14 protein-coding genes are annotated in these 19,773 nt (G+C 38.5%); 13 read left to right on the top strand and 1 reads right to left on the bottom strand.

Features of this window, described 5'->3' with window-relative positions; all coding sequences use genetic code 11:
- Window positions 1-58 precede the first annotated feature (58 nt).
- Entirely contained in the window at window positions 59-745 is a 687-nt protein-coding gene (locus ACFX5U_RS14870) for a phosphoribosylaminoimidazolesuccinocarboxamide synthase (protein WP_038699622.1), read from the bottom strand.
- 431 nt (window positions 746-1,176) lie between these two features.
- Here ACFX5U_RS14870 and ACFX5U_RS14865 point away from each other — a divergent pair, with 431 nt between their 5' ends.
- The 13 genes from ACFX5U_RS14865 (at window position 1,177) to ACFX5U_RS14805 (ending at window position 19,722) form a co-directional block, all read left to right on the top strand.
- Window positions 1,177-2,460, top strand: a complete 1,284-nt coding sequence (locus ACFX5U_RS14865) for a Gfo/Idh/MocA family oxidoreductase (protein ID WP_280566341.1) — start codon at window positions 1,177-1,179, stop codon at window positions 2,458-2,460.
- Window positions 2,461-2,827: 367 nt separating this feature from the next.
- The gene (locus ACFX5U_RS14860; protein WP_400261219.1) at window positions 2,828-3,001 is read left to right on the top strand and encodes a dihydrodipicolinate synthase family protein; all 174 of its coding nucleotides are present in this window, start codon (window positions 2,828-2,830) and stop codon (window positions 2,999-3,001) included.
- A complete protein-coding gene (locus tag ACFX5U_RS14855) occupies window positions 2,961-3,728 on the top strand; it encodes a dihydrodipicolinate synthase family protein (protein ID WP_400261218.1) in 768 nt (255 codons plus the stop codon). The genes ACFX5U_RS14860 and ACFX5U_RS14855 overlap by 41 nt, the downstream gene beginning before the upstream one ends.
- An 8-nt stretch (window positions 3,729-3,736) precedes the next feature.
- A complete protein-coding gene (locus ACFX5U_RS14850) occupies window positions 3,737-5,197 on the top strand; it encodes an aldehyde dehydrogenase (NADP(+)) (protein ID WP_400261217.1) in 1,461 nt (486 codons plus the stop codon).
- 19 nt (window positions 5,198-5,216) lie between these two features.
- Window positions 5,217-6,215: a 4-hydroxyproline epimerase gene (locus tag ACFX5U_RS14845; protein WP_400261216.1), complete on the top strand. Its 999-nt coding sequence runs from the start codon at window positions 5,217-5,219 to the stop codon at window positions 6,213-6,215.
- Window positions 6,216-6,243: 28 nt separating this feature from the next.
- Window positions 6,244-7,506 (top strand): NAD(P)/FAD-dependent oxidoreductase, encoded by a 1,263-nt coding sequence (locus tag ACFX5U_RS14840; protein ID WP_400261215.1) that lies wholly within the window; start codon window positions 6,244-6,246, stop codon window positions 7,504-7,506.
- A 30-nt stretch (window positions 7,507-7,536) separates the two neighbouring features.
- Window positions 7,537-9,309 carry a DUF885 family protein gene (locus ACFX5U_RS14835; RefSeq protein WP_400261214.1) on the top strand — a complete coding sequence of 591 codons (1,773 nt, stop codon included), beginning with the start codon at window positions 7,537-7,539 and terminating at the stop codon, window positions 9,307-9,309.
- Window positions 9,310-9,313: 4 nt separating this feature from the next.
- Window positions 9,314-10,738: an APC family permease gene (locus ACFX5U_RS14830; RefSeq protein WP_400261213.1), complete on the top strand. Its 1,425-nt coding sequence runs from the start codon at window positions 9,314-9,316 to the stop codon at window positions 10,736-10,738.
- On the top strand, window positions 10,725-12,962 hold the full coding sequence (locus tag ACFX5U_RS14825; protein ID WP_400261212.1) for a DPP IV N-terminal domain-containing protein: 2,238 nt from the start codon (window positions 10,725-10,727) through the stop codon (window positions 12,960-12,962). Before ACFX5U_RS14830 ends, ACFX5U_RS14825 begins: the two co-directional genes overlap by 14 nt.
- 300 nt (window positions 12,963-13,262) lie before the next feature.
- Complete coding sequence (locus ACFX5U_RS14820) at window positions 13,263-16,400, top strand: SusC/RagA family TonB-linked outer membrane protein (RefSeq protein ID WP_400261211.1); 3,138 nt, start codon at window positions 13,263-13,265, stop codon at window positions 16,398-16,400.
- A 4-nt stretch (window positions 16,401-16,404) separates the two neighbouring features.
- On the top strand, window positions 16,405-18,018 hold the full coding sequence (locus ACFX5U_RS14815) for a RagB/SusD family nutrient uptake outer membrane protein (protein ID WP_400261210.1): 1,614 nt from the start codon (window positions 16,405-16,407) through the stop codon (window positions 18,016-18,018).
- A gap of 18 nt (window positions 18,019-18,036) precedes the next feature.
- A complete protein-coding gene (locus tag ACFX5U_RS14810; RefSeq protein ID WP_400261209.1) occupies window positions 18,037-18,720 on the top strand; it encodes a hypothetical protein in 684 nt (227 codons plus the stop codon).
- 9 nt (window positions 18,721-18,729) lie between these two features.
- Window positions 18,730-19,722 carry a hypothetical protein gene (locus tag ACFX5U_RS14805; protein ID WP_400261208.1) on the top strand — a complete coding sequence of 331 codons (993 nt, stop codon included), beginning with the start codon at window positions 18,730-18,732 and terminating at the stop codon, window positions 19,720-19,722.
- The last annotated feature ends 51 nt before the right edge of the window (window positions 19,723-19,773 follow it).

Here is a 19,773-nt window from a genome sequence, read left to right as displayed (position 1 = left end):
ACGCGTTTCGTGTGTTATAAGTATATTCTTTAGGTGTTACTTCGATATTGTAGCTGAATTAAACGCCTAGAAAATCTTTTTCTAAATCTAAAGGTGCAATGTACGTTCCATTTTTATAAACACGCATATTACCACCTGAAATTTCATCGATCAATAGTAAATCTCCTGTAGCTTTGTCTCTTCCGAACTCTAATTTAATATCGTATAGTTCCAAATCTTTTTTCGCTAATTCTGTTTTAATAATGTCACAGATTTTTTTAGTTAGCGATTTTAATTCTTGATAATCTGCTTTTGGTAAAATACCTAACATTTCCAATGCATCATCTGAAATCGTAGGGTCACCTCTTTCGTCATCCTTAATCGTTACTTCAACAAATGCATCTAATGCATCGCCTTCTTGGCAATATGCAGCGTATCTTCTCAAGAAACTTCCTACGGCACGGTATCTACAGATAACCTCTAAACCTTTTCCAAATGGGGCGGCTTCTTTAACTACCATACTCACCTCATCCAAATCAGCAGATACATAGTGGGTGGCGATACCGAGTTTGCTTAAGCGTTCAAAGAAGAACTTAGTCATTTTTAAACCCGATTTCCCTGCACCATCAATGGTGAGTCCAACCGTGTTTGCTCCTGGATCGAATACTCCGTCTTCGCCAGTAACGTCGTCTTTAAACTTTAGTAATACTTGATGTTGTCCTAGGCTATAGACATCTTTTGTTTTGCCTTTGTAAATTAATTCCATATTAAAATAAGAATGGTCACTATTTTTCTTCAAAAATAGTGTAAAAATAACAAAGTAAGCTTTGTTTGATTGAAAAATTCTGAATTTATTTATACAGTAAATTATATTGCTACTTTAAACTGTGTATATCTGGTGTAATGTCTTAATCAAGCAAATACTCGGATTTTAAACAGTATCTATGCGTAACAATTATATTATATTTTACAGATAAGTGTGTGTGAATAATGTTCACTTTGAAGAAGTGTCTTTTTTTTATATATTCGTATATAAACTAAACTTTGACCTAAAAATCATTTCTTTTTTGTTAGTGATAACATCAATATAAAAATCGAAGCGTAAGTTGAATCACATCTGTAATGCCACAGAGCTTAGGGGTGGATTATGATGCTTGTCCTTCTTGATATGATAAGCTAACTCTTGTAAACAATATTATGAATAGACAGAAATTTATAAAGACCTCTAGCTTTTTAGCTGCTTCGGCGCTATTATTTAATCGTCATGGCGTTTTTGGAAACACACAAAAAATTCGTGTTGGCGTCATTGGCGTAAATGGGATGGGGTGGTCAAACCTGATGGCTATACTGAAAAATCAAAATGTAATCTGCACAGCTCTTTGTGATGTTGATGAGCATGTATTAACAAAGCGTGTCGATGAATTAAAGAAACGTAGCATATCTGTTAAAACCTATATTGATTATAAAGAATTGTTGGCAGATCGTCAAGTTGATGCGGTAATCATTGGTACTCCTGATCATTGGCATTGCCTAATGATGGTTGCTGCTGTTGAAGCAGGAAAACATGTATATGTCGAAAAACCGATTGGTAATTCAATTAAAGAATGCGAATTGATGGTGGCTGTTGCTCAGAAACATAATGCGATTGTTCAGGTTGGACAATGGCAACGTAGTCAGCAACACTTTCAAGATGCGATGAAATTTTTGCATGCTGGTAATTTAGGAAAGATAAGAACGGTTAAAGTCTGGGCGTATATTGGTTGGAAGCAAGATATACCGATTGTGCCTGATACTGCTATTCCAGCGGGAGTTCACTATGATAAGTGGTTGGGACCTGCGGCCAAAAGACCTTTTAATGCTAATCGTTTTCATTTCAATTTTCGTTGGTTTTGGGATTATGCTGGAGGGTTGATGACAGACTGGGGAGTGCATATGTTGGATTTTGCACTGATTGGTATGAAAGTATCGGATCCTCGTTCGGTGATGGCTGCTGGTGGAAAATTTGCTTATCCAGACGACGCAGAAGAAACACCCGATACACTGACCACTTTGTACGAGTTCGATGGCTTCAATGTCCAATGGGAGCATACAATAGGTATTGATTTGGGACCTTATCAAAAGGGACATGGTGTGGCGTTCATTGGAAATAACGGAACATTAGTGCTGAATAGGGATGGATGGGAAGTGTTGGCAGAAGGCGATCGGATGGCTGCTGTTCCTTTTCAAAAAGCTAAGGACAATGGACTTGAACGTCACATGGATAATTTTGTGGAAGCTATCCTGACTAAAAATAAGGAGATATTGCGTGCTCCTGTTGAAGCAGGGTCACATATTGCTATTTTAGCCCAAATGGGAAATATTGCATATAGAGCTGGGGAGAAATTATATTGGGATAAGAATAAAAGACAATTTACGGACAAAGAGGCTAACCAATATTTAGCTGCAGCTTATCATAATGGTTATGTATATCCAAAAGTGTAGACTGCTATCAATAGCATATGAAAAAGCATCCCAAATTTATTGGGATGCTTTTTTGTTTTCTGCTTAAGGAAAGGTATTGGGCATTTGGAATGATATGCTGTAAATTTCTTTTTTAGTTTTTCATCATTAATTTTTTTATTCAACATTTAAATGGTGGTAATTTAGTTTACGCTTTAGCAGCTACTAACTTTTTTGTTAACCTCCTATCTCCGTTATTTTTGAAACCAAAAGTTATATTATTATGGTATTTATTTTTTAGGAGAAATTAGTAAAAGTCAATATTAGGTCAATGTTGATTAATTCACGAGAAGAATAAGTATGGTATTCCCTATAGATTTGTGTTATCGAATTATAAAAAATAAAAACTATGGCACAATTAAATTGGAAAGGAATCTATCCTGCGATGTTGACATCTTTTGATGAAAATGGTCATTTGGACTTAGCGATGTTCAGTAAAAATATTGAAGCACAATTAGCTGCGGGAGTTCATGGATTGATCATTGCTGGAAACCTTAGGGGAAGCGAGTGTATTGACCAATAACGAAAAGTATGAATTATTGAAACATGCTTTGTCAGTTGTCGCTGATCGGATTCCTGTTTTATTGAATATTGCAGAAAACACGACAGCAGCAGCTATAGAAGTGGCGCAGACGGCCGAAAGTTTAGGAGCAGCTGGACTGATGTTGTTACCTCCAATGCGTTATAGAGCAGATGATCGTGAGGTAGTTGCGTTTTTTCGTGCGGTAGCACAAAGTACTTCATTACCGATCTTAATCTACAATAATCCTATTGATTATAGTACCAACGTGAGTATAGAAATGTTTGAAGAATTGTTATTAGAGTCAAATATTCAAGCGGTTAAGGAATCTACGAGAGATCTTACAAATGTAACTCGTCTTAAAAATAAGTTTGGAGACCGTTTAAAAATATTAGGGGGTGTAGATACCATAAGTTTGGAAACATTGATGATAGGTGCAGATGGTCTGGTCGCGGGTTTGGTGGATGCTTTCCCGAAGGAGACTGTAGCGATGTATAACCTTGTTAAAAAAAGGGAGTATGAAAAGGCTGTGGCTATCTATCGTTGGTTTATGCCGCTACTGGAATTGGACATTCATCCGAAATTGGTGCAGTATATCAAGTTGGCCGCAACTGCTGAAGGTATTTGTACGCCACATATTCGTGCACCTCGATTACCCTTGATCGGTGAGGAAAAAGAGCGAGTATCTAAAATTATTAGCGATGCTAGAGCAAGCAGACCACAATTATAACGCAAAAGATGATGAACTGGAATAAAAGTGAAATTGATGTTGTTGTCAAACATGCCGAAGATGGTTTTCATTTTTTGCAAACATTAAATTGTGTACAACGTGCGCAATTGATGCATGCAATTGCGGATGAAATTGATGCAATCGACGAAACATTGATTGATACAGCACATCTGGAGACAGCCTTACCCATAGGCCGTCTCCAAGGTGAAAAAGCAAGAACTGTCAATCAATGGAGAACATATGCCGATGCTGTTGCAACAGGAATGTATGCGGAAGCTCGGGTCGATAAAGGAGGAAATGGGCCATTTGATTTACGTAAAATGAATAGGGGTTTAGGACCTGTCGTTGTTTTTGGAGCCAGTAATTTTCCTTTTGCTTTCTCTACAGCTGGTGGCGATACGGCTAGTGCTATTGGAGCGGGTTGTTCCGTAATTGTAAAGGCACACCCGGCCCATTTGAAAACATCACACATGATGGCTGAAGCGATTCAACGTGGCATTGCAAACTATGGTGCGCCAGAAGAGATCTTTGGACATATCGCTTCTGGGTCTTTTGAAGTGGGGCAGCAGCTGGTTCAACACAAATCCGTAAAAGCAGTAGCTTTTACCGGGTCATTTATAGGTGGAAAGGCCCTATTTGATTTGGGGCAGAAGAGAACCGAGCCTATTCCTGTGTTTGCGGAAATGGGCAGTATAAATCCGGTGTTTGTATTACCCAATTATTTACAGCTTCATGTCGCAAGTTTTGCTAAACAATACGTAGCTTCTTTAGTGCTAGGTGTGGGCCAATTTTGTACAAATCCTGGGGTATTAGTTGCACTTGTTGGTCCGGATCTTGAAAAGATGAAGGATTATATAAAGCAGGAGATTGCGAATGTACCAGCGGGTAAAATGTTACATGTGGGTATTGCCGAAGGCTATAATCATCATAAAAATGAGGTTTTGCAGTATGAGCAGGTTAGTCTCATTGGAGTAGGCGAGGCCGCAACTGAGGTTGGAGAAGCACAAGCTACAATTGTCGAGATAAAAGCTTCATACCTCACTAAAAATCCCAACCTAATGGAAGAGGTTTTTGGACCTTTTGGCTTGCTGATTTCATGTGCTGATGAGTTGGAAATGAAAGAAGTTATGCAACATTTGGCTGGACAACTCACGCTTACATTTGCGGCCACAGATGAAGATATCAAACGACAAATCATATTATTTCAATTGGCGCAAGAAAAATGTGGACGATTGCTGTTCCAAGGGATGCCGACAGGTGTAGAAGTTCAGTTTGCGATGCAACATGGAGGGCCTTATCCAGCGACAACAGACCCACGGTTTACCTCAGTAGGACCTGATGCGGTTAAACGGTTTTTAAGACCTATTAGTTTTCAAAATTGGTCGAATGATTTCTTGCCGGATGAACTGAAAGATGGTAATTCACTGCAAATAAATAGATTAGTGAATCAACGATGGACGAAAGATTAATGAATATATATAACCTGCTATGAAGAAAACTTTTTTTTGTATTGATTCGCATACCTGTGGTTGTCCCGTCAGGTTAGTTACTGGAGGGGTCCCTCTGCTTGAGGGAAATACAATGATGGAGCGAAGGCTACATTTTATGCGTGAATATGATTGGATACGCAAAGGATTGATGTTCGAACCTCGGGGTCATGATATGATGAGTGGCAGTATTCTTTATCCGCCATGCGATCCGAAAAATGATATTGCTGTCCTTTACATTGAAACGAGTGGCTGCCTTCCTATGTGCGGCCATGGTACCATTGGTACTGTAACAATTGCTATAGAGGAGGGGTTGGTGCAACCAAAAACTCCAGGGAAACTAAGGTTAGAAACTCCTGCAGGATTGATTCATATCGCGTATACGCAGGTTGGTCAAAAGGTGAAAAGTGTCAAGTTGACCAATGTCAAATGTTTTCTATATGCAACAGATTTGACAGTAGATTGTCCTGATCTCGGAAATATCTCTGTTGATGTTGCCTACGGAGGAAATTTTTATGGTATTATAGATCCACAACCCAATTTTAAAGACATCAGTACACTAACAGCAAGCCAGTTGATCCACTACGGTAAGATCATTCGGAAACTCCTTAATGAAAAATATACATTTGAGCATCCTGAAGATCCTAATATATATGGCTTGAGTCATATTCAATGGACAGGTTCTCCTACTCAAAATAATTCTTCGGGAAGAAATGCCGTTCTAGTAGGTGAAAATGCATTAGATCGTTCCCCATGTGGAACGGGTACTTCTGCACGTATGGCACAATGGTATGCTAAAGGTAAGCTTCAAATCGGACAGGAGTTTGTCCACGAAAGTTATATAGGATCCCAGTTTACTGGAAAAATCGAGGAAGAGACTACAGTAGGTGGACGACCAGCTATCATACCTTCAATAGAAGGGTGGGCCAGAATAACGGGATACAATACCATTTTCATCGATGATGAAGATCCTTATTTTGGAGGTTTTCAAGTAATTTAATTTTGATAATTGATTAGCATTTAAAAAAGTGAAAGAAAATAGAGGAACTGCTGTTGTAATTGGAGCTGGTATAGCTGGATTAGCATCGGCCTATTATTTGGTTAGAGATGGCTGGAAGGTAAAGATTCTTGAAAAGGGTTCGTTGGATAACAATTGCTCATATGGCAATGCTGGAATGATTGTCCCCAGTCATTTTACACCTTTGGCAGCACCCGGTATCGTTGCTCAGGGTGTCAAATGGATGTTCAATAGCAAGAGCCCTTTTTATGTCCGTCCATCCTTGAATCCGAAATTATTAAATTGGGGACTTAAGTTTCTTAAACATGCCAATAAATCGCATGTTGAACAACATGCGACAGCTATTCGTGACCTCAATCTATACAGTAGTAAATTGTACGATGAATTGGATCAACAGGAAGGCTTTGATTTCGAATTGAAGCAAAATGGAATTCTGATGATGTACAAGACGAAGGTGGTCCAACAGGAAGAGGTAGAGCTTGCACACCGCGCGCAAGATTTGGGTCTAGATGTAGCTGTATTGCAAGGTAATGAGGTGCAGGAATTGGAGCCAGATTTAAAAGTGGATGTATTGGGCGCTATACTTTATCGTTGTGATGGTAAGCTTTACCCTCCTAAGCTGATGCAACAACTCATTGTTTATCTAAAGGCACACCAGGTGGAATTCCATGAAGATACAAAAGTGAACAAGTTTATAACTTCAGGACATAAAATCAAGACCGCGGTAACTGAAAAAGGAAATTTTGAAGGAGATGCTTTTGTATTAACCGGAGGAGCCTATCTACCAGAGTTAACATCCAAATTACAGGTCAATACGCCATTAATGCCCGGGAAAGGATATTCGTTTATGTACCAACCTCAGTCACACCAAAGTTTGAATCATGCGGCTTTATTACTTGAAGCACGTGTGGCTGTTACTCCTATGGATGGTAAAATCCGTTTTAGTGGAACGATGGAATTAGGACCAGCAAATGATAGGATATATACCAATCGGGTAAGAGGAATTGTCGAAGCAATTCCTAAATATTATCCTGAACTAACGGTGGATTATCCAAAGGATAAAATTTGGTACGGTTACAGACCTTGTTCTCCAGATGGTCTACCTTATTTGGGAAGATTGAAGAAATATACCAATGTCATCATTGCTGGTGGTGGTGGCATGATGGGCTTGAGTCTCGGACCTGCTTTTGGCAAAATTGTGTCGGATATCTTATCGGATCGAGAAGTGGAAGCTGCAATTGCAGGATTTAAACCAGATAGATTTGACGGTTGATTTATTGGCTAACGTATTAAACCTGAAATTATGATAGCATCACCTAAATTAAAAACAAAAAAAGCACTGCTTTATGGTATGCTTTTATTCTTACCTTTTCCAATGAATGCGCAAAACTTGGACCTGTATAACCATACAACTCCACTGGAACCTATAATAGTTCAGTATGGACATGATATCGAAGCAATCAATTATTATTATGGTCCTATGCCTAAAGGTTGGGGCAGCCAATATGCGGCTGCCTCCCCGGAACAGATTGAAAGGTTAGAAAAATTAAATCAGGACTATTTGAAAAAACTGAATGTATTTCCATACTCTAGATTGGAAACATCGGGTCAGGTAGATTTTATTTTACTAAAACGCAAAATCAAAAAGAATCTGGAGGTATTGGAATCAAATAAAAAACAATATAATCAATTGGCAAGTAACCTTCTATTTGCGGATAAAATTTTTGCACTGGAAAAACTGAGAAGACGCGGCCATCATTTAGACGGTGAGGCTGTGGCCAGAGAGCTGGCGACTGTTGTTAAAGACCTGGATCAGGCAACCCGTAACCTTCAAATTAAAACAACTTTGCCGAATGTGGATGTGGATTACCTCAATACGCTTTTGTATTCTCTAGATCTTCGTCTCACGAGTACTTTTGACTTTTATAATGGTTATGACCCACAATTTACCTGGTGGGTACCAAAAGTCTTTCAAGAGGTAAAGGATAAGTTGAAAAAATACAAAGAATTATTGAATTCAAAAAGTGATTGGAAGGTATTTGACGATGGTAGTCAGATTGGAGGAGCACCTATAGGTAATGAAGAATTGAATCGACAGCTTAAAAGCGAAATGATCAGTTATACTGCAAATGATCTCTTGCGATTGGCTAATCAAGAATTTGCATGGTGTGAGGCCGAATTACTAAAGGCTTCGCGAGAAATGGGATTCGGGAATGATTGGAAAGCAGCTCAAGAAAAGGTTAAAAATACCTATGTGCCTATCGGAAGACAACCGGAGTTGATTATGAAGCTCTATGATGATGCACAAAAATTTATTGCACAAAATGACCTCATGGATATCCCAAGTCTGGCTGATGAAACTTGGGGGATGATCATGATGAGTCCCGAGCGACAATTGGTCAATCCATTTTTTACAGGAGGTCGGGAAATCAGTATTTCCTATCCAACAAATAGCATGGAGCAAGAGGATAAATTGATGAGTATGCGAGGTAATAATCCTTATTTCTCGAGAGGCACTGTGCAGCATGAATTGATACCCGGTCACCATTTGCAATATTTTATGAACAGACGCTATAAACCCTATCGCGAGGAAGCTTTTAACACCCCTTTTTGGACGGAGGGCTGGACCCTCTATTGGGAATTGTTATTGTATAACAAAGGGTTTGCAACAACACCGGAAGAACGTATAGGTATGTTATTTTGGAGGATGCATCGTTGTGCTCGAATTACTTTTAGTATAAAATTCCATTTGGGAGAATGGACGCCCCAACAATGTATCGATTATTTGGTGGATCGTGTAGGTTTCGAGTCAGCCAATGCTCATGGTGAAGTGAAACGATCTTTTGAAGGGTCTTATGACCCACTATATCAATTGGCTTATTTAGTGGGGGGATTGCAGCTTATGCGTATAAAGGAAGAAGTGGTCGATGAAGGAAAAATGAGCTTCAAGCAATTTCATGATCGGGTTATTAAAGAAAATTATCTCCCTATGGAAATGTTGAGAGCAATTTTACGAGGGGATAACTTGCCATCTGATTATGAAACAAACTGGAAATTCTACAACTTCAAAAATTAATCTGATGAGTCAAGATAATCAATCTTTTCAAAAGTCCTTGGGGCTTTTGGATGCAACCATGTTGGTGGTAGGAAGTATGATTGGGTCGGGGATTTTTATTGTTTCGGCAGATATAGCGCGACACACAGGATCCGCAGGTTGGATGATGGTGGTTTGGGCAATATGTGGTTTTATGACTTTGACAGCTGCCTTGAGTTATGGAGAATTGAGTGCCATGTTTCCAAAAGCGGGTGGCCAATATGTATACCTACGCGAAGCATACGGACCTATATTGAGTTTCGTATTTGGATGGACTTTTTTTGCTGTTATTCAAACTGCGACCATTGCAGCAGTAGGCGTGGCTTTCGCAAAGTTCACCGCTTATTTATTCCCTTTTTTAGATGAAGATGTTTATCTGTTGCAGTTAGGTGATTATCACGTTTCAGCGGCTCAATTATTGGCAATAGGTATCATTGTTTTATTGACGTTTATAAATTCTAAGGGAATCAATAGCGGGAAACGAGTTCAAACGACGATTACTTTAGTTAAAATATTGAGTTTACTGATTCTGGTTCTTTTTGGCTTTATAGCCTTTAAATATGAAGTCTGGAACTGGAATTGGAATCGTGATTCTTTATGGGATATGCGTCATCTAAATGCAGATGGTACGTATGTTCCATATGACGGTTTTGCAGTGATGGGTGCATTTTCAGCAGCTATGGTGGGTGCTCTATTTAGTAGTGACTCCTGGCATTCTTCGTCTGCTGTGGCTGGCGAGATTAAAAATCCACAACGTAATATTGGTTTGAGTCTAGCATTGGGCACAATCTTGGTCACCATTATTTACTTGTTGACCAATTTGATGTATACAGGTGTGATTACCATGGAACAGATGGTCAATGCTCCAAAAGATCGCGTCGCGATGAGTGTCGCACAGGAAATTTTTGGACCATTTGGTATTACTATCATTGCCGTCATGATCATGATCAGTACTTTTGGCTGTAATAATGGAATAATACTCGCAGGCGCTCGGGTTTACTACTCCATGGCCAAAGACGGTCTGTTCTTTAAGCAAGCTGGTCAACTTAATACTAGATCGGTTCCCTCTTGGGCTTTATGGATTCAATGTGCAGCAGCAGGTATCTGGTGTCTAAGCGGTAAATATGGTGATTTACTGGATATGATTACTTGTGTGGTGGTTATATTTTATGTGTTGGCCATTATTGGGATAATTCGATTACGGATTAGAAAACCTCACTTGGATAGGCCTTATAAAGCTTTTGGATATCCCTATTTGCCAATTATATATATCATCATGGGCCTTGCCTTTATCATTTTAATGGTTATTTTTAGACCCAACTATACATGGCCTGGTATTTTGATTGCTTTACTAGGTATTCCAATCTATTATTTGATAAACCCTAAACGAAAAAAAAATGAAATTTCTTAATACGTTCTTACTTTTATTCTGTGTGCAATTGGTGATTGGGCAGGGCACCTTAGGCGATTATAAAAGATCCAAAGATTTAAAGTCACAGTTGACCAACAAAGTGGAAAATCTTCCCGGTCAATTTTTTTGGAATGAGAAGGGAGACTTGTTTTGGTATGATTGTGCTACTGCTAAAGGGAAGGAATATATCTTAGTAATTCCACAGCAAAAGAAAAAGGAACTGTTATTTGATGTCCAAAAGGTGTTAGCTGCGGTCGAGAATCAATTGGGACGAAAGCTTGAATATCGCAGTATCACAAATGATCGTATTACTTTGCTGGATGAACAACAGGTATCTTTGGATTTGGAAGATTTTCAGTGGATATGGAGTCGGAAGCGTAATGAGTTGAAGCAAACTGGTCCAAGTGAACGCAAAGAACGAAATGCAGGTTCAGGATATTGGGGGAGACGTTATGCCGATGATGAGTATAGGGAGATTGAAGCCCCGAATAAACTTCAAGTAGCGTTTATAAGAAATCATAATGTGTTTGTAGCGCCTAAAGGAAAATTAAAAGATGCCCGTCAGGTCACCTTTGATGGAAATAATCAACAATATTATAGTAATCGCATTCAATGGTCTGGCGATAGCGAGAAAATAGCTGCGGTAAAGATTCAAAAAGTTGAGGTAAGGCAATTGACGTTGATTGAATCTTCTCCAAAAGAGCAGTTGCAACCCAAGTTGCAGGCCCGAGATTATGTCAAGCCAGGGGATGCATTACCACAGAAATCACCTGTTGTCTTTAACTTAAAGCGCAATCAACTTTTTGTTTTTGATATCTCTTTGATCGAAAATCAATTTGATATCTCCGATTTGTCATGGCGAAAGGACGGGCGTGCTGTAACGTTCGAATTCAATAAAAGAGGACATCAAGAATACGGAGTCATGGAGCTGGATGCAAATTCGGGTGCCTCTAGGTTTATAATTAAGGAAACTAATAAGACATTTATCGATTATAGTGGTAAAAAATACAGGACGGATATCTTGGATGGAAGTGAAATCATTTGGGCTTCTGAACGTGATGGTTGGAACCATTTATACCTATATGATGGAAAAACAGGAAAAGTGAAGAATCAGATTACTGCAGGAGAATGGGTGGTAAGGAAAGTAATTCATGTGGATGAAGATAAACGGAAAATTATTTTTGAGGGCAGTGGTCGAAACAGAAATCAAGATCCATACTTCATTCAATATTATTCGATCGATTTTGATGGTCAGAATTTGCAAGAATTGACTCATGATGATGCAAACCATCAAGCGGTTTTTAATAACGATTACTCACAATTTATAGATACCTATTCTCGTGTTGATCAAGCTCCGGTCGCAGTTTTACGTGATTATAAAGGAAATGTAATCCTAGAATTGGAAAAAACAAATTTAAACACTTTGCAAACTTTGGGATGGAAAGCTCCTGAGGTATTTACGGCCAAAGCGAGAGATGGGGTGACGGATGTTTGGGGAATTATCATTCGACCTACAAATTTTGACCCCGCAAAAAAATACCCTGTGATCGAGTATATTTATGCAGGACCGCACAGTTCATTTGTACCTAAATCATTCTATGCCAATCCTAGTGGTATGTATGAGTTGGCCGAATTGGGATTTATCGTTGTACAGATAGATGGGATGGGAACCTCCAACCGCTCGAAAGCATTTCAAGATATTAGCTGGAAAAATTTGAAGGACGCTGGTTTCGCCGATCGTATCTTATGGATGCAGGCGGCAGCTAGAAAGTATGAGCAGATGGATATCCAACGGGTTGGAATTTATGGTACTTCGGCAGGCGGTCAAAGTTCTACTGGGGCGCTGTTGTTTCATCCTGATTTTTATAAGGTTGGTGTCTCTTCGTGTGGCTGTCATGATAATAGAATGGATAAAATTTGGTGGAATGAACAATGGATGGGTTGGCCAGTAGGTCCTGAATATGCAGCTTGTTCTAATGTAGAAAATGCAGCTAATCTCAAAGGTGACTTATTATTAATCGTAGGTGAATTGGATGATAATGTGGATCCTGCTTCTACTTTTCAATTGGTTGATGCACTCATCAAAGCAGGTAAAAATCATGATTTCATCATGGTTCCCGGAATGGGCCATTCTTCGGGTGGTGATTTTGGTGAGAAAAAACGTAGAGATTATTTTGTTAAGCATTTATTGGGTGTAAATCCTCCGGCCTGGAATCAATATTGATCTTATCAGGATTGTAGAATATAACCCCAAAAGTAGACAGATATCACATGTTAAAATATAAGTAAGAAGGTTTCAGTTTTTTTGGTAAGTATTTTAAAAGAAAGGATTGCGTCCCTTCTAATTTATCTATAAATTTTAGACAAATTAGAAGGGATGTTTTCTTATGTCACTTTTGTCGATTCATAACTATTTTTTTTGGTTAATAAAATGTTGCAGATGGGTAATAACTAATTATATATGTGTCTTTTTGACTGTTATTTTTGAGTAACCAATTCAATTAAATAACCTAATCAAACAGAAATGAAAAAGACAGTCTTATTTTTGTCTGTATTTTTGATGTCTCTAGTTGCTATGGCCCAACAAATCACGGGTTCCGTGCGTGATAAAATGGGAAAGCAGCTTGCCGGCGTAACGATTAAGAACGTTACCACATCAAATTTTACCCAAACAGATGACCAAGGGAATTTTACAATTCCAGGGAAACAGGGGGACATGCTTGAAGCGAGAAGTATCGGTTTTGAACCCTTAAGGAAACCGACTCCTTCAGATTTAAAGATCACATTTAATTTGAATGAAACATTGAGTACACTAGATGAAGCCGTTGTCATCGGCTATCAAAGTGTCTCGCGGAAAAAGGCTACCGCTGCAATTTCCAGTATTTCAGGAAAAGACCTAGAAAATCTTCCGGCAGCAAGTTTTGATATGCTGTTACAAGGGCGATTGGCAGGAGTCAATGTGCAGAATTTCTCTGGAGCGCCAGGTGCTTCACCAACGTTAGCTGTTAGAGGAACCTCTGCCATTAATCTCAACTATTCGAATGATGATTATTATAATGTGATCAGCAGTCCATTGTATGTTATCGATGGGGTCCCACAACCTACTGAGCAGTTTGTCGGACCTAATACGGGTACGGGCACTAATTACTTGGCAGGACTAAATCCTAATGATATCGAATCTATCGATGTACTTCGAGATGCTTCTGCGGCAGCCATATATGGGTCAAGGGCAGCCAACGGTGTTATCATGATTACGACCAAGAAAGGACGTAATGGCGATCCAAAAATTATGGTGACCGGCTACACAGGTCTAACGGAAAGACCTGAGCTTAGAGAGGTAACGCTAGGAAGAACAGAACGTAATCAAAAAATGAGGATCTTGCAAAATCAGCTGACGCCTAATGATTTTCGTAATCTTCCCATTATGTTGACAGATTCTCTCAATCCTGCCTTCAATGGTAACACAGACTGGCAGGACATGTTCTATCAAAAAGGACAAATAAATAGCGCCGATTTGTCTGTCTCTGGAGGTACAGGCATCAGCTCATACCGATTCAGTGGAAATATGTATGATGAAAAGGGGATCATTAAGGCTACGGGATTTACACGTTATACTGGTAGATTGAATCTAACAAGTAAAGCAATCAATGAGCGTCTAACGATCAACCCGATTGTTGCATATTCTTACAATAAGCGGGCAAGAGGTAGTGGAAATGATAACAGCCCCATTGCATTGAGTGCTGGGAGTATGCCATCTTCTCTACTCACTTTATCAGAATCAAAGAGACAATATATGCTCGGAAGTTATGATAGTAGTCTCGATAATAATGAGTCCAACAATTTAAATACAAACCTCAATCTTATTTTAAACATATTACCCGGACTAACACTAACCTCTCAATCGGCTTATATTAAGGATATGGCAAATAGAGCCTATAATCGGCCAAGTGCATTGATGAGCGGTGCAGGTAATTATTCTTCTGCTTTTTCTTACGAAAGTAATCAAGTCCGAATTTCAAACTTCTTGAACTACGCAACGCAATTGAAAAAACATTCTTTAAGTGTTTTGTTGGGGCAAGAAGCTGAAAAGAATAAATTGCAATCTATTGATGCGTGGGGAAGTCAAGGGGTATCTGATCAGATACAGGTTGTAAATGGATTTTTGCAGAATAATATTGGCGTAAAATCTGATTTACAAAAATGGTCACAGCTGTCCTATCTGGGGCGAGTATCGTATGATTTTGATAGTAAATATCTTTTTTCAGGAGCTATTCGTGCTGACGGATCATCACGTTTCGGTGAAAACAACAAATGGGGGTATTTTCCTTCAGCTTCTGTGGGTTGGATCTTGACTGAAGAAGAATTTTTAAAAAATAATCCGTTCTTAACGCTTTTGAAAATTAGAGGAAGCTATGGATTGACAGGTTCACTACCATCGAACAACTATTTGCAATATAATCTCTATAATGTAAATAACGCCGGATATCAAGGGAATAATGATGCAACCTCTTATAATGGTCAAGTTTCGATTACGCCTAATTTTCAGAATGGGGTGGCGCAACGGAATCTGAGTTGGGAGCGCAATCGTCAATGGAATATTGGTCTAGATATGGAGCTGGCAAAAGGGCGTGTTACAGCGATGATAGATGTCTTTAATAAGGAAAACTACGACGGATTATTTGATGTTATGCTACCGGTAACGACAGGTTATGATTATGCGAAAACAAACTCTGTTGGGGTTCGTAATTCTGGTGTTGATATCCAGCTTTCAGCAGATGTTTTTTCGCGTAGCTCGGCAATCAGTTGGCGGTCAAATTTTAATATTTCTTATGTGAAAAATAGAATTATGAATCTACCTAACGGTGGACGCGATATGATCATGGATGGAGATCGATTTGACAAGTCTCATATTCTATCGGTAGGAAGTCCAATAAATGCATTCTACCTTTATAAGAATTTGGGTGTTTTTTCAACCAAAGATGATATACCGGTCAACCCTTATACAGGAGAACTGTATCGCAATTCAAACGGAACTTTTAATCCTGGAGATTTTCATTTTGCAGATCTAGATGGAGATTACTTTGTAGATGTTTTTAATAGTGGTATCAATCCTGATAAAACCGCTATGGGTGATCCCAATTTTAAATGGACTGGTGGATGGAATAATGTTTTTGCATACAAAGATTTTTCAATGACTTTATTTTTCACTTATGGTTTTGGAAGAGATGTACTTAATTTATTTGAAGCTGACCAATTCGGTAATTCTTCTTCTGGAGATGCAGCGAGTAATTTCATACAGTATTCGATACGAGATTTGGATAAATTAGATATGTGGCGTCAGCCTGGAGATCAAGCTGAATATGCGAAGTATGATATTGGTAGCTACCGATATTACTATACTTCTGCTCAAACTTTCTTCTTAGAGAATGGATCATATGTTCGATTTAAAAATATCATCATGTCCTACAATTTACCTGAAAGAATTAGTAAAAAATGGAATATTTCGAAAGTTAGATTTTTCGGTATTGCAGATAACGTTGCCAGTTGGCAAAAGTCTAAGCGTTTGCCTGATGCGGAAGCTGTAAACCCGTATGGTGAGTTCAATGGTGGGGGATACCCAATACCAAGAAAATATACATTCGGCCTCGAGTTAACCTTTTAAAATTATGAAAAGAGCTATTATAAATTATAAAATTGTGACCCTTTTGTTGCTGGTTGTTACGTTGGGGTCATGTAAAAAATTTCTAACAGAAGAACCCATTAATTCCACTTTTTCTGAGGCTTATTGGAAAAGTTCAGGAGATTTAAGAAGTGCTCTATCCGGAAATTATGCTTTGGTTAGGGATGTGATGAATTCGGGAAATTGGAACCCCAGTCCGCGTTATTTTATGTATGGCGATGCTGTAGCAAAGTCATATTTTACCATCCAATATAATGGGGATGGTTTAGAGGGTATTCAAAATGGCGATTATACGTTTCAGTACAATGTCGAGAATTTTGCAGACTGGAGCAAATTTTATAAAGCCATCACGATGAGTAATATCATCATTAACCGTGCGGCAAAAGTAGGTGATGAACTGCTTACGGATGTCACTAACCCAACAAAATTTAAAAATGAAATTTTGGGTGAGGCTCATTTTTTAAGAGCATTTACCTATTTTATGATGTTACGTGTATGGGGAGAAGTACCTGTAGTAACAGAGGAGTATGATGATCCGATTTCTGCGCCCGAACTACCTCGAAGTACAAAAGAGGAAGTGATGGATCAGATTGAAAAAGATGCTCAGATGGCTCATGAATTATTGCCGTGGCAGTATACGATGATGGGTAATGCTAAAGTGACGGCCAACAAAGGGGCTGTAAATGCACTATTAGCGCATTTTTATCTATGGAAAGCAACTATGTCTAATCTGAGTTCGTCTCAACCAGAAATAGAATCATTGGATAAGGCGCAACAGGCAATTTCAGAAATTATGTCTAGCGGTATGTATTCGCTAACAGATACTGCAAACTATTACAAAACTTTTGAGGGATTGTCCAAAGAGGGGATTTTTGAAATAGCGATGAGTGAAAACACAAGGGAAGGGTCAAATCAACATATTGCGAATATGTTTTTACGTACCGCTCAACTATCCACCGTTGGTACTGACTCCAGATGTTTTGTGACCCCAGAATATTTATCGAATCACTTTTATAAAATAGAGGAAGTTTGGGATTGGTACTGGAATGCTACTAAGAATGAATGGGAATGGAAGGGATTGCCTTCTCGTGTGTTTGATGATAGCGACATACGGTGCAAGAGAAATTTCACAGATTTACAAAGTGATAAACCAACTTGTGTCAAATATCAGAATGTAGTTTATCGTAATGCTTCTCAGAAACTAGACCCTTATATCAGTAATAATATGATTGTCTTTAGATTATCCGATATGAAGTTGTTAGAAGCGGAAATAGCTTTGTATAAAAACCAAATTTCCAAAGCTGTTGATATCATTAATGATTTCAGAAAGCGTAATGGTTCGGATGAGACTACACTTTTAAGCAATGCGCTTAGTAAAGATGAGGTCATGTATGAATATGTAATCGAACGAGGGAAAGAGTTATATCTTGAAGGACAAATATTGTATGACTTGCTGCGAACACGTCAATTTGTGAATTTCGTTCCATGGTTGTCGGAGTCTAGATTCTTGCAGGGAGGCTTTTATTGGCCTATCAATCCGGCATTGTTCAAGAATAATAATAAGTTGATACAAACTTCTTTTTGGAAAGGTAAAGTTTAAATTTTTAATATTGAATTTATGAAAAAGATTGTAGGACTATTCGTATTGGCGTTCATGATTTTTTTATCATGTAGCAAAGATAATTATAAAGTTGATGGCGGAGTTAGTGACCCTAAAGTTAATCGCTCTACCTATGACTTTTTGAAAGAGCATGGTAGCTTCGACTCATTGGTGAGAATTATTGATCATGCGGGGTTGAAAGATGTCATCAATGGAGATGTTACTTTTTTTGCCACGACTGACTACGGAGTAAGAGATTATGTGGCAGCAAAAAAGCAACAAAAAATCATAGAAGTAGGCGATGAGAATATCTCATTTGGTATCGATAATATACCAGCAAAAGAATTGAGAGATTCCATGATGATATACCTATTTGATGGGAAAATAAATCGTCAAGATTTAACCCCGGATAATAAGTACTTCGTAAGTAAATTCGGCTCAATTCCCAACGTTAGATTTAATATTAAGTTGAGAAGAACCCGTGATTATAGCGACTATTTGGATTATGTGGATTACCTCAACTTCACCAAGGTAATTGGTACATTGGATGCGGAGGAACCTGATTATACTGCAATCCCAAAAGATGAACAAGATAAGTCTTTTGACTGCCAAACCTCGGGCATAGTTACGACGACCGGAGTATTGCATGTCCTGGCCAATTCTCATCGATTATTCTTTAATGCTGGATTAATGGCAAATTAAAAAAATCTTATGAAGACGAAAATATTATCCTGTTATATATTGATTTTTAGTTCAGCAATCATTGGTAGCTGTACAAAAATTGAAAGCGGTTTTTTGAGTGATGATATCCGATATAAGGATAATACCATCTTTTGTAAACGAGGAATGTCATTGACGATGTCCGATCGTATCAATACCGACGGTTCGACTCCCCCGTATCAATTTGAACTCATAAACTTGCGGCAAGAATCATCAGAAGAAGCTGCTCCAAAAGTGTTTTTTGAAGCATTTGATATCCTAACCTTTAAACCTGGTATGGTCTTTAATGCTGAAACTGATACAACGGTAGAACTCTTGAATAAGAAGAGAGAAACGGTCAAAAAACCACCAATGGAATTTAATACGGTTAGTGGCCAATTGGTATTTAACAGGGCTTCTACCAATTTACCCTTGGGGAGATATACATTTGATGTGAAGATGAGTAATCCCACAGGGCAAAAATTATTTCCAAAATTGGCAACAATCGAGATTATAGATCCTGTAATAGAGGATATGTTTGAAGTTACTTATCAAGCAGCAACGGGGTCAAATGCTTCAGAAGTTTTTACAACGATTACTTCTCCGAAATTAAAGTGTACCAAGATATCAAATGAAGGAGCACGTGTAATTTTAAAAATAGTGGATAAAAATGGTAAAGCATTTAATCCCAAAAATGGTGAAGTTGTAAAAAGAGGAGATCGTCCCATGTTTGAATCTCACGTTAAGTTTAATCCTGTCCAAGTAACGGATACGGAGATGATTTGTGACTTTGAGGTAGCGCCATTTCCCTTGGCAAAATTGATAGGTAAGGATGGGACCGACTGGGGATATTTAAATTATTATCGTATCCCGATGCAGTTTGCGCAGGTTGATGGTCTGCCCAATAGCAATGTCAATCCTGTTTTTGGCTTTCGGATACTCATGGAGGGAACATATGAAGTGGAAGTCATGTTGCCGACAGTGACTCGAATTGAAAGAAAATAAAGTTTGTAAAGTAAATAATAATAAGAAAGACCTCGTTAGAGGTCTTTCTTA

It is taken from the genome of Sphingobacterium sp. SG20118 (assembly GCF_044740685.1).
Lineage (GTDB): Bacteria > Bacteroidota > Bacteroidia > Sphingobacteriales > Sphingobacteriaceae > Sphingobacterium.
The sequence above is the reverse complement of the archived record's forward strand: the minus strand, read 5'-3'. Positions and strand labels throughout refer to the sequence as shown.

Excerpts from the sequence above, each read along its gene's own strand:
- ACFX5U_RS14870 (WP_038699622.1), bottom strand. The coding sequence starts at position 745 with ATGGAATTAATTTACAAAGGCAAAACAAAAGATGTCTATAGCCTAGGA.
- ACFX5U_RS14865 (WP_280566341.1), top strand. The coding sequence starts at position 1,177 with ATGAATAGACAGAAATTTATAAAGACCTCTAGCTTTTTAGCTGCTTCG.
- ACFX5U_RS14860 (WP_400261219.1), top strand. The coding sequence starts at position 2,828 with ATGGCACAATTAAATTGGAAAGGAATCTATCCTGCGATGTTGACATCT.
- ACFX5U_RS14850 (WP_400261217.1), top strand. The coding sequence starts at position 3,737 with ATGATGAACTGGAATAAAAGTGAAATTGATGTTGTTGTCAAACATGCC.
- ACFX5U_RS14845 (WP_400261216.1), top strand. The coding sequence starts at position 5,217 with ATGAAGAAAACTTTTTTTTGTATTGATTCGCATACCTGTGGTTGTCCC.
- ACFX5U_RS14835 (WP_400261214.1), top strand. The coding sequence starts at position 7,537 with ATGATAGCATCACCTAAATTAAAAACAAAAAAAGCACTGCTTTATGGT.
- ACFX5U_RS14830 (WP_400261213.1), top strand. The coding sequence starts at position 9,314 with ATGAGTCAAGATAATCAATCTTTTCAAAAGTCCTTGGGGCTTTTGGAT.
- ACFX5U_RS14825 (WP_400261212.1), top strand. The coding sequence starts at position 10,725 with ATGAAATTTCTTAATACGTTCTTACTTTTATTCTGTGTGCAATTGGTG.
- ACFX5U_RS14820 (WP_400261211.1), top strand. The coding sequence starts at position 13,263 with ATGAAAAAGACAGTCTTATTTTTGTCTGTATTTTTGATGTCTCTAGTT.
- ACFX5U_RS14815 (WP_400261210.1), top strand. The coding sequence starts at position 16,405 with ATGAAAAGAGCTATTATAAATTATAAAATTGTGACCCTTTTGTTGCTG.
- ACFX5U_RS14810 (WP_400261209.1), top strand. The coding sequence starts at position 18,037 with ATGAAAAAGATTGTAGGACTATTCGTATTGGCGTTCATGATTTTTTTA.
- ACFX5U_RS14805 (WP_400261208.1), top strand. The coding sequence starts at position 18,730 with ATGAAGACGAAAATATTATCCTGTTATATATTGATTTTTAGTTCAGCA.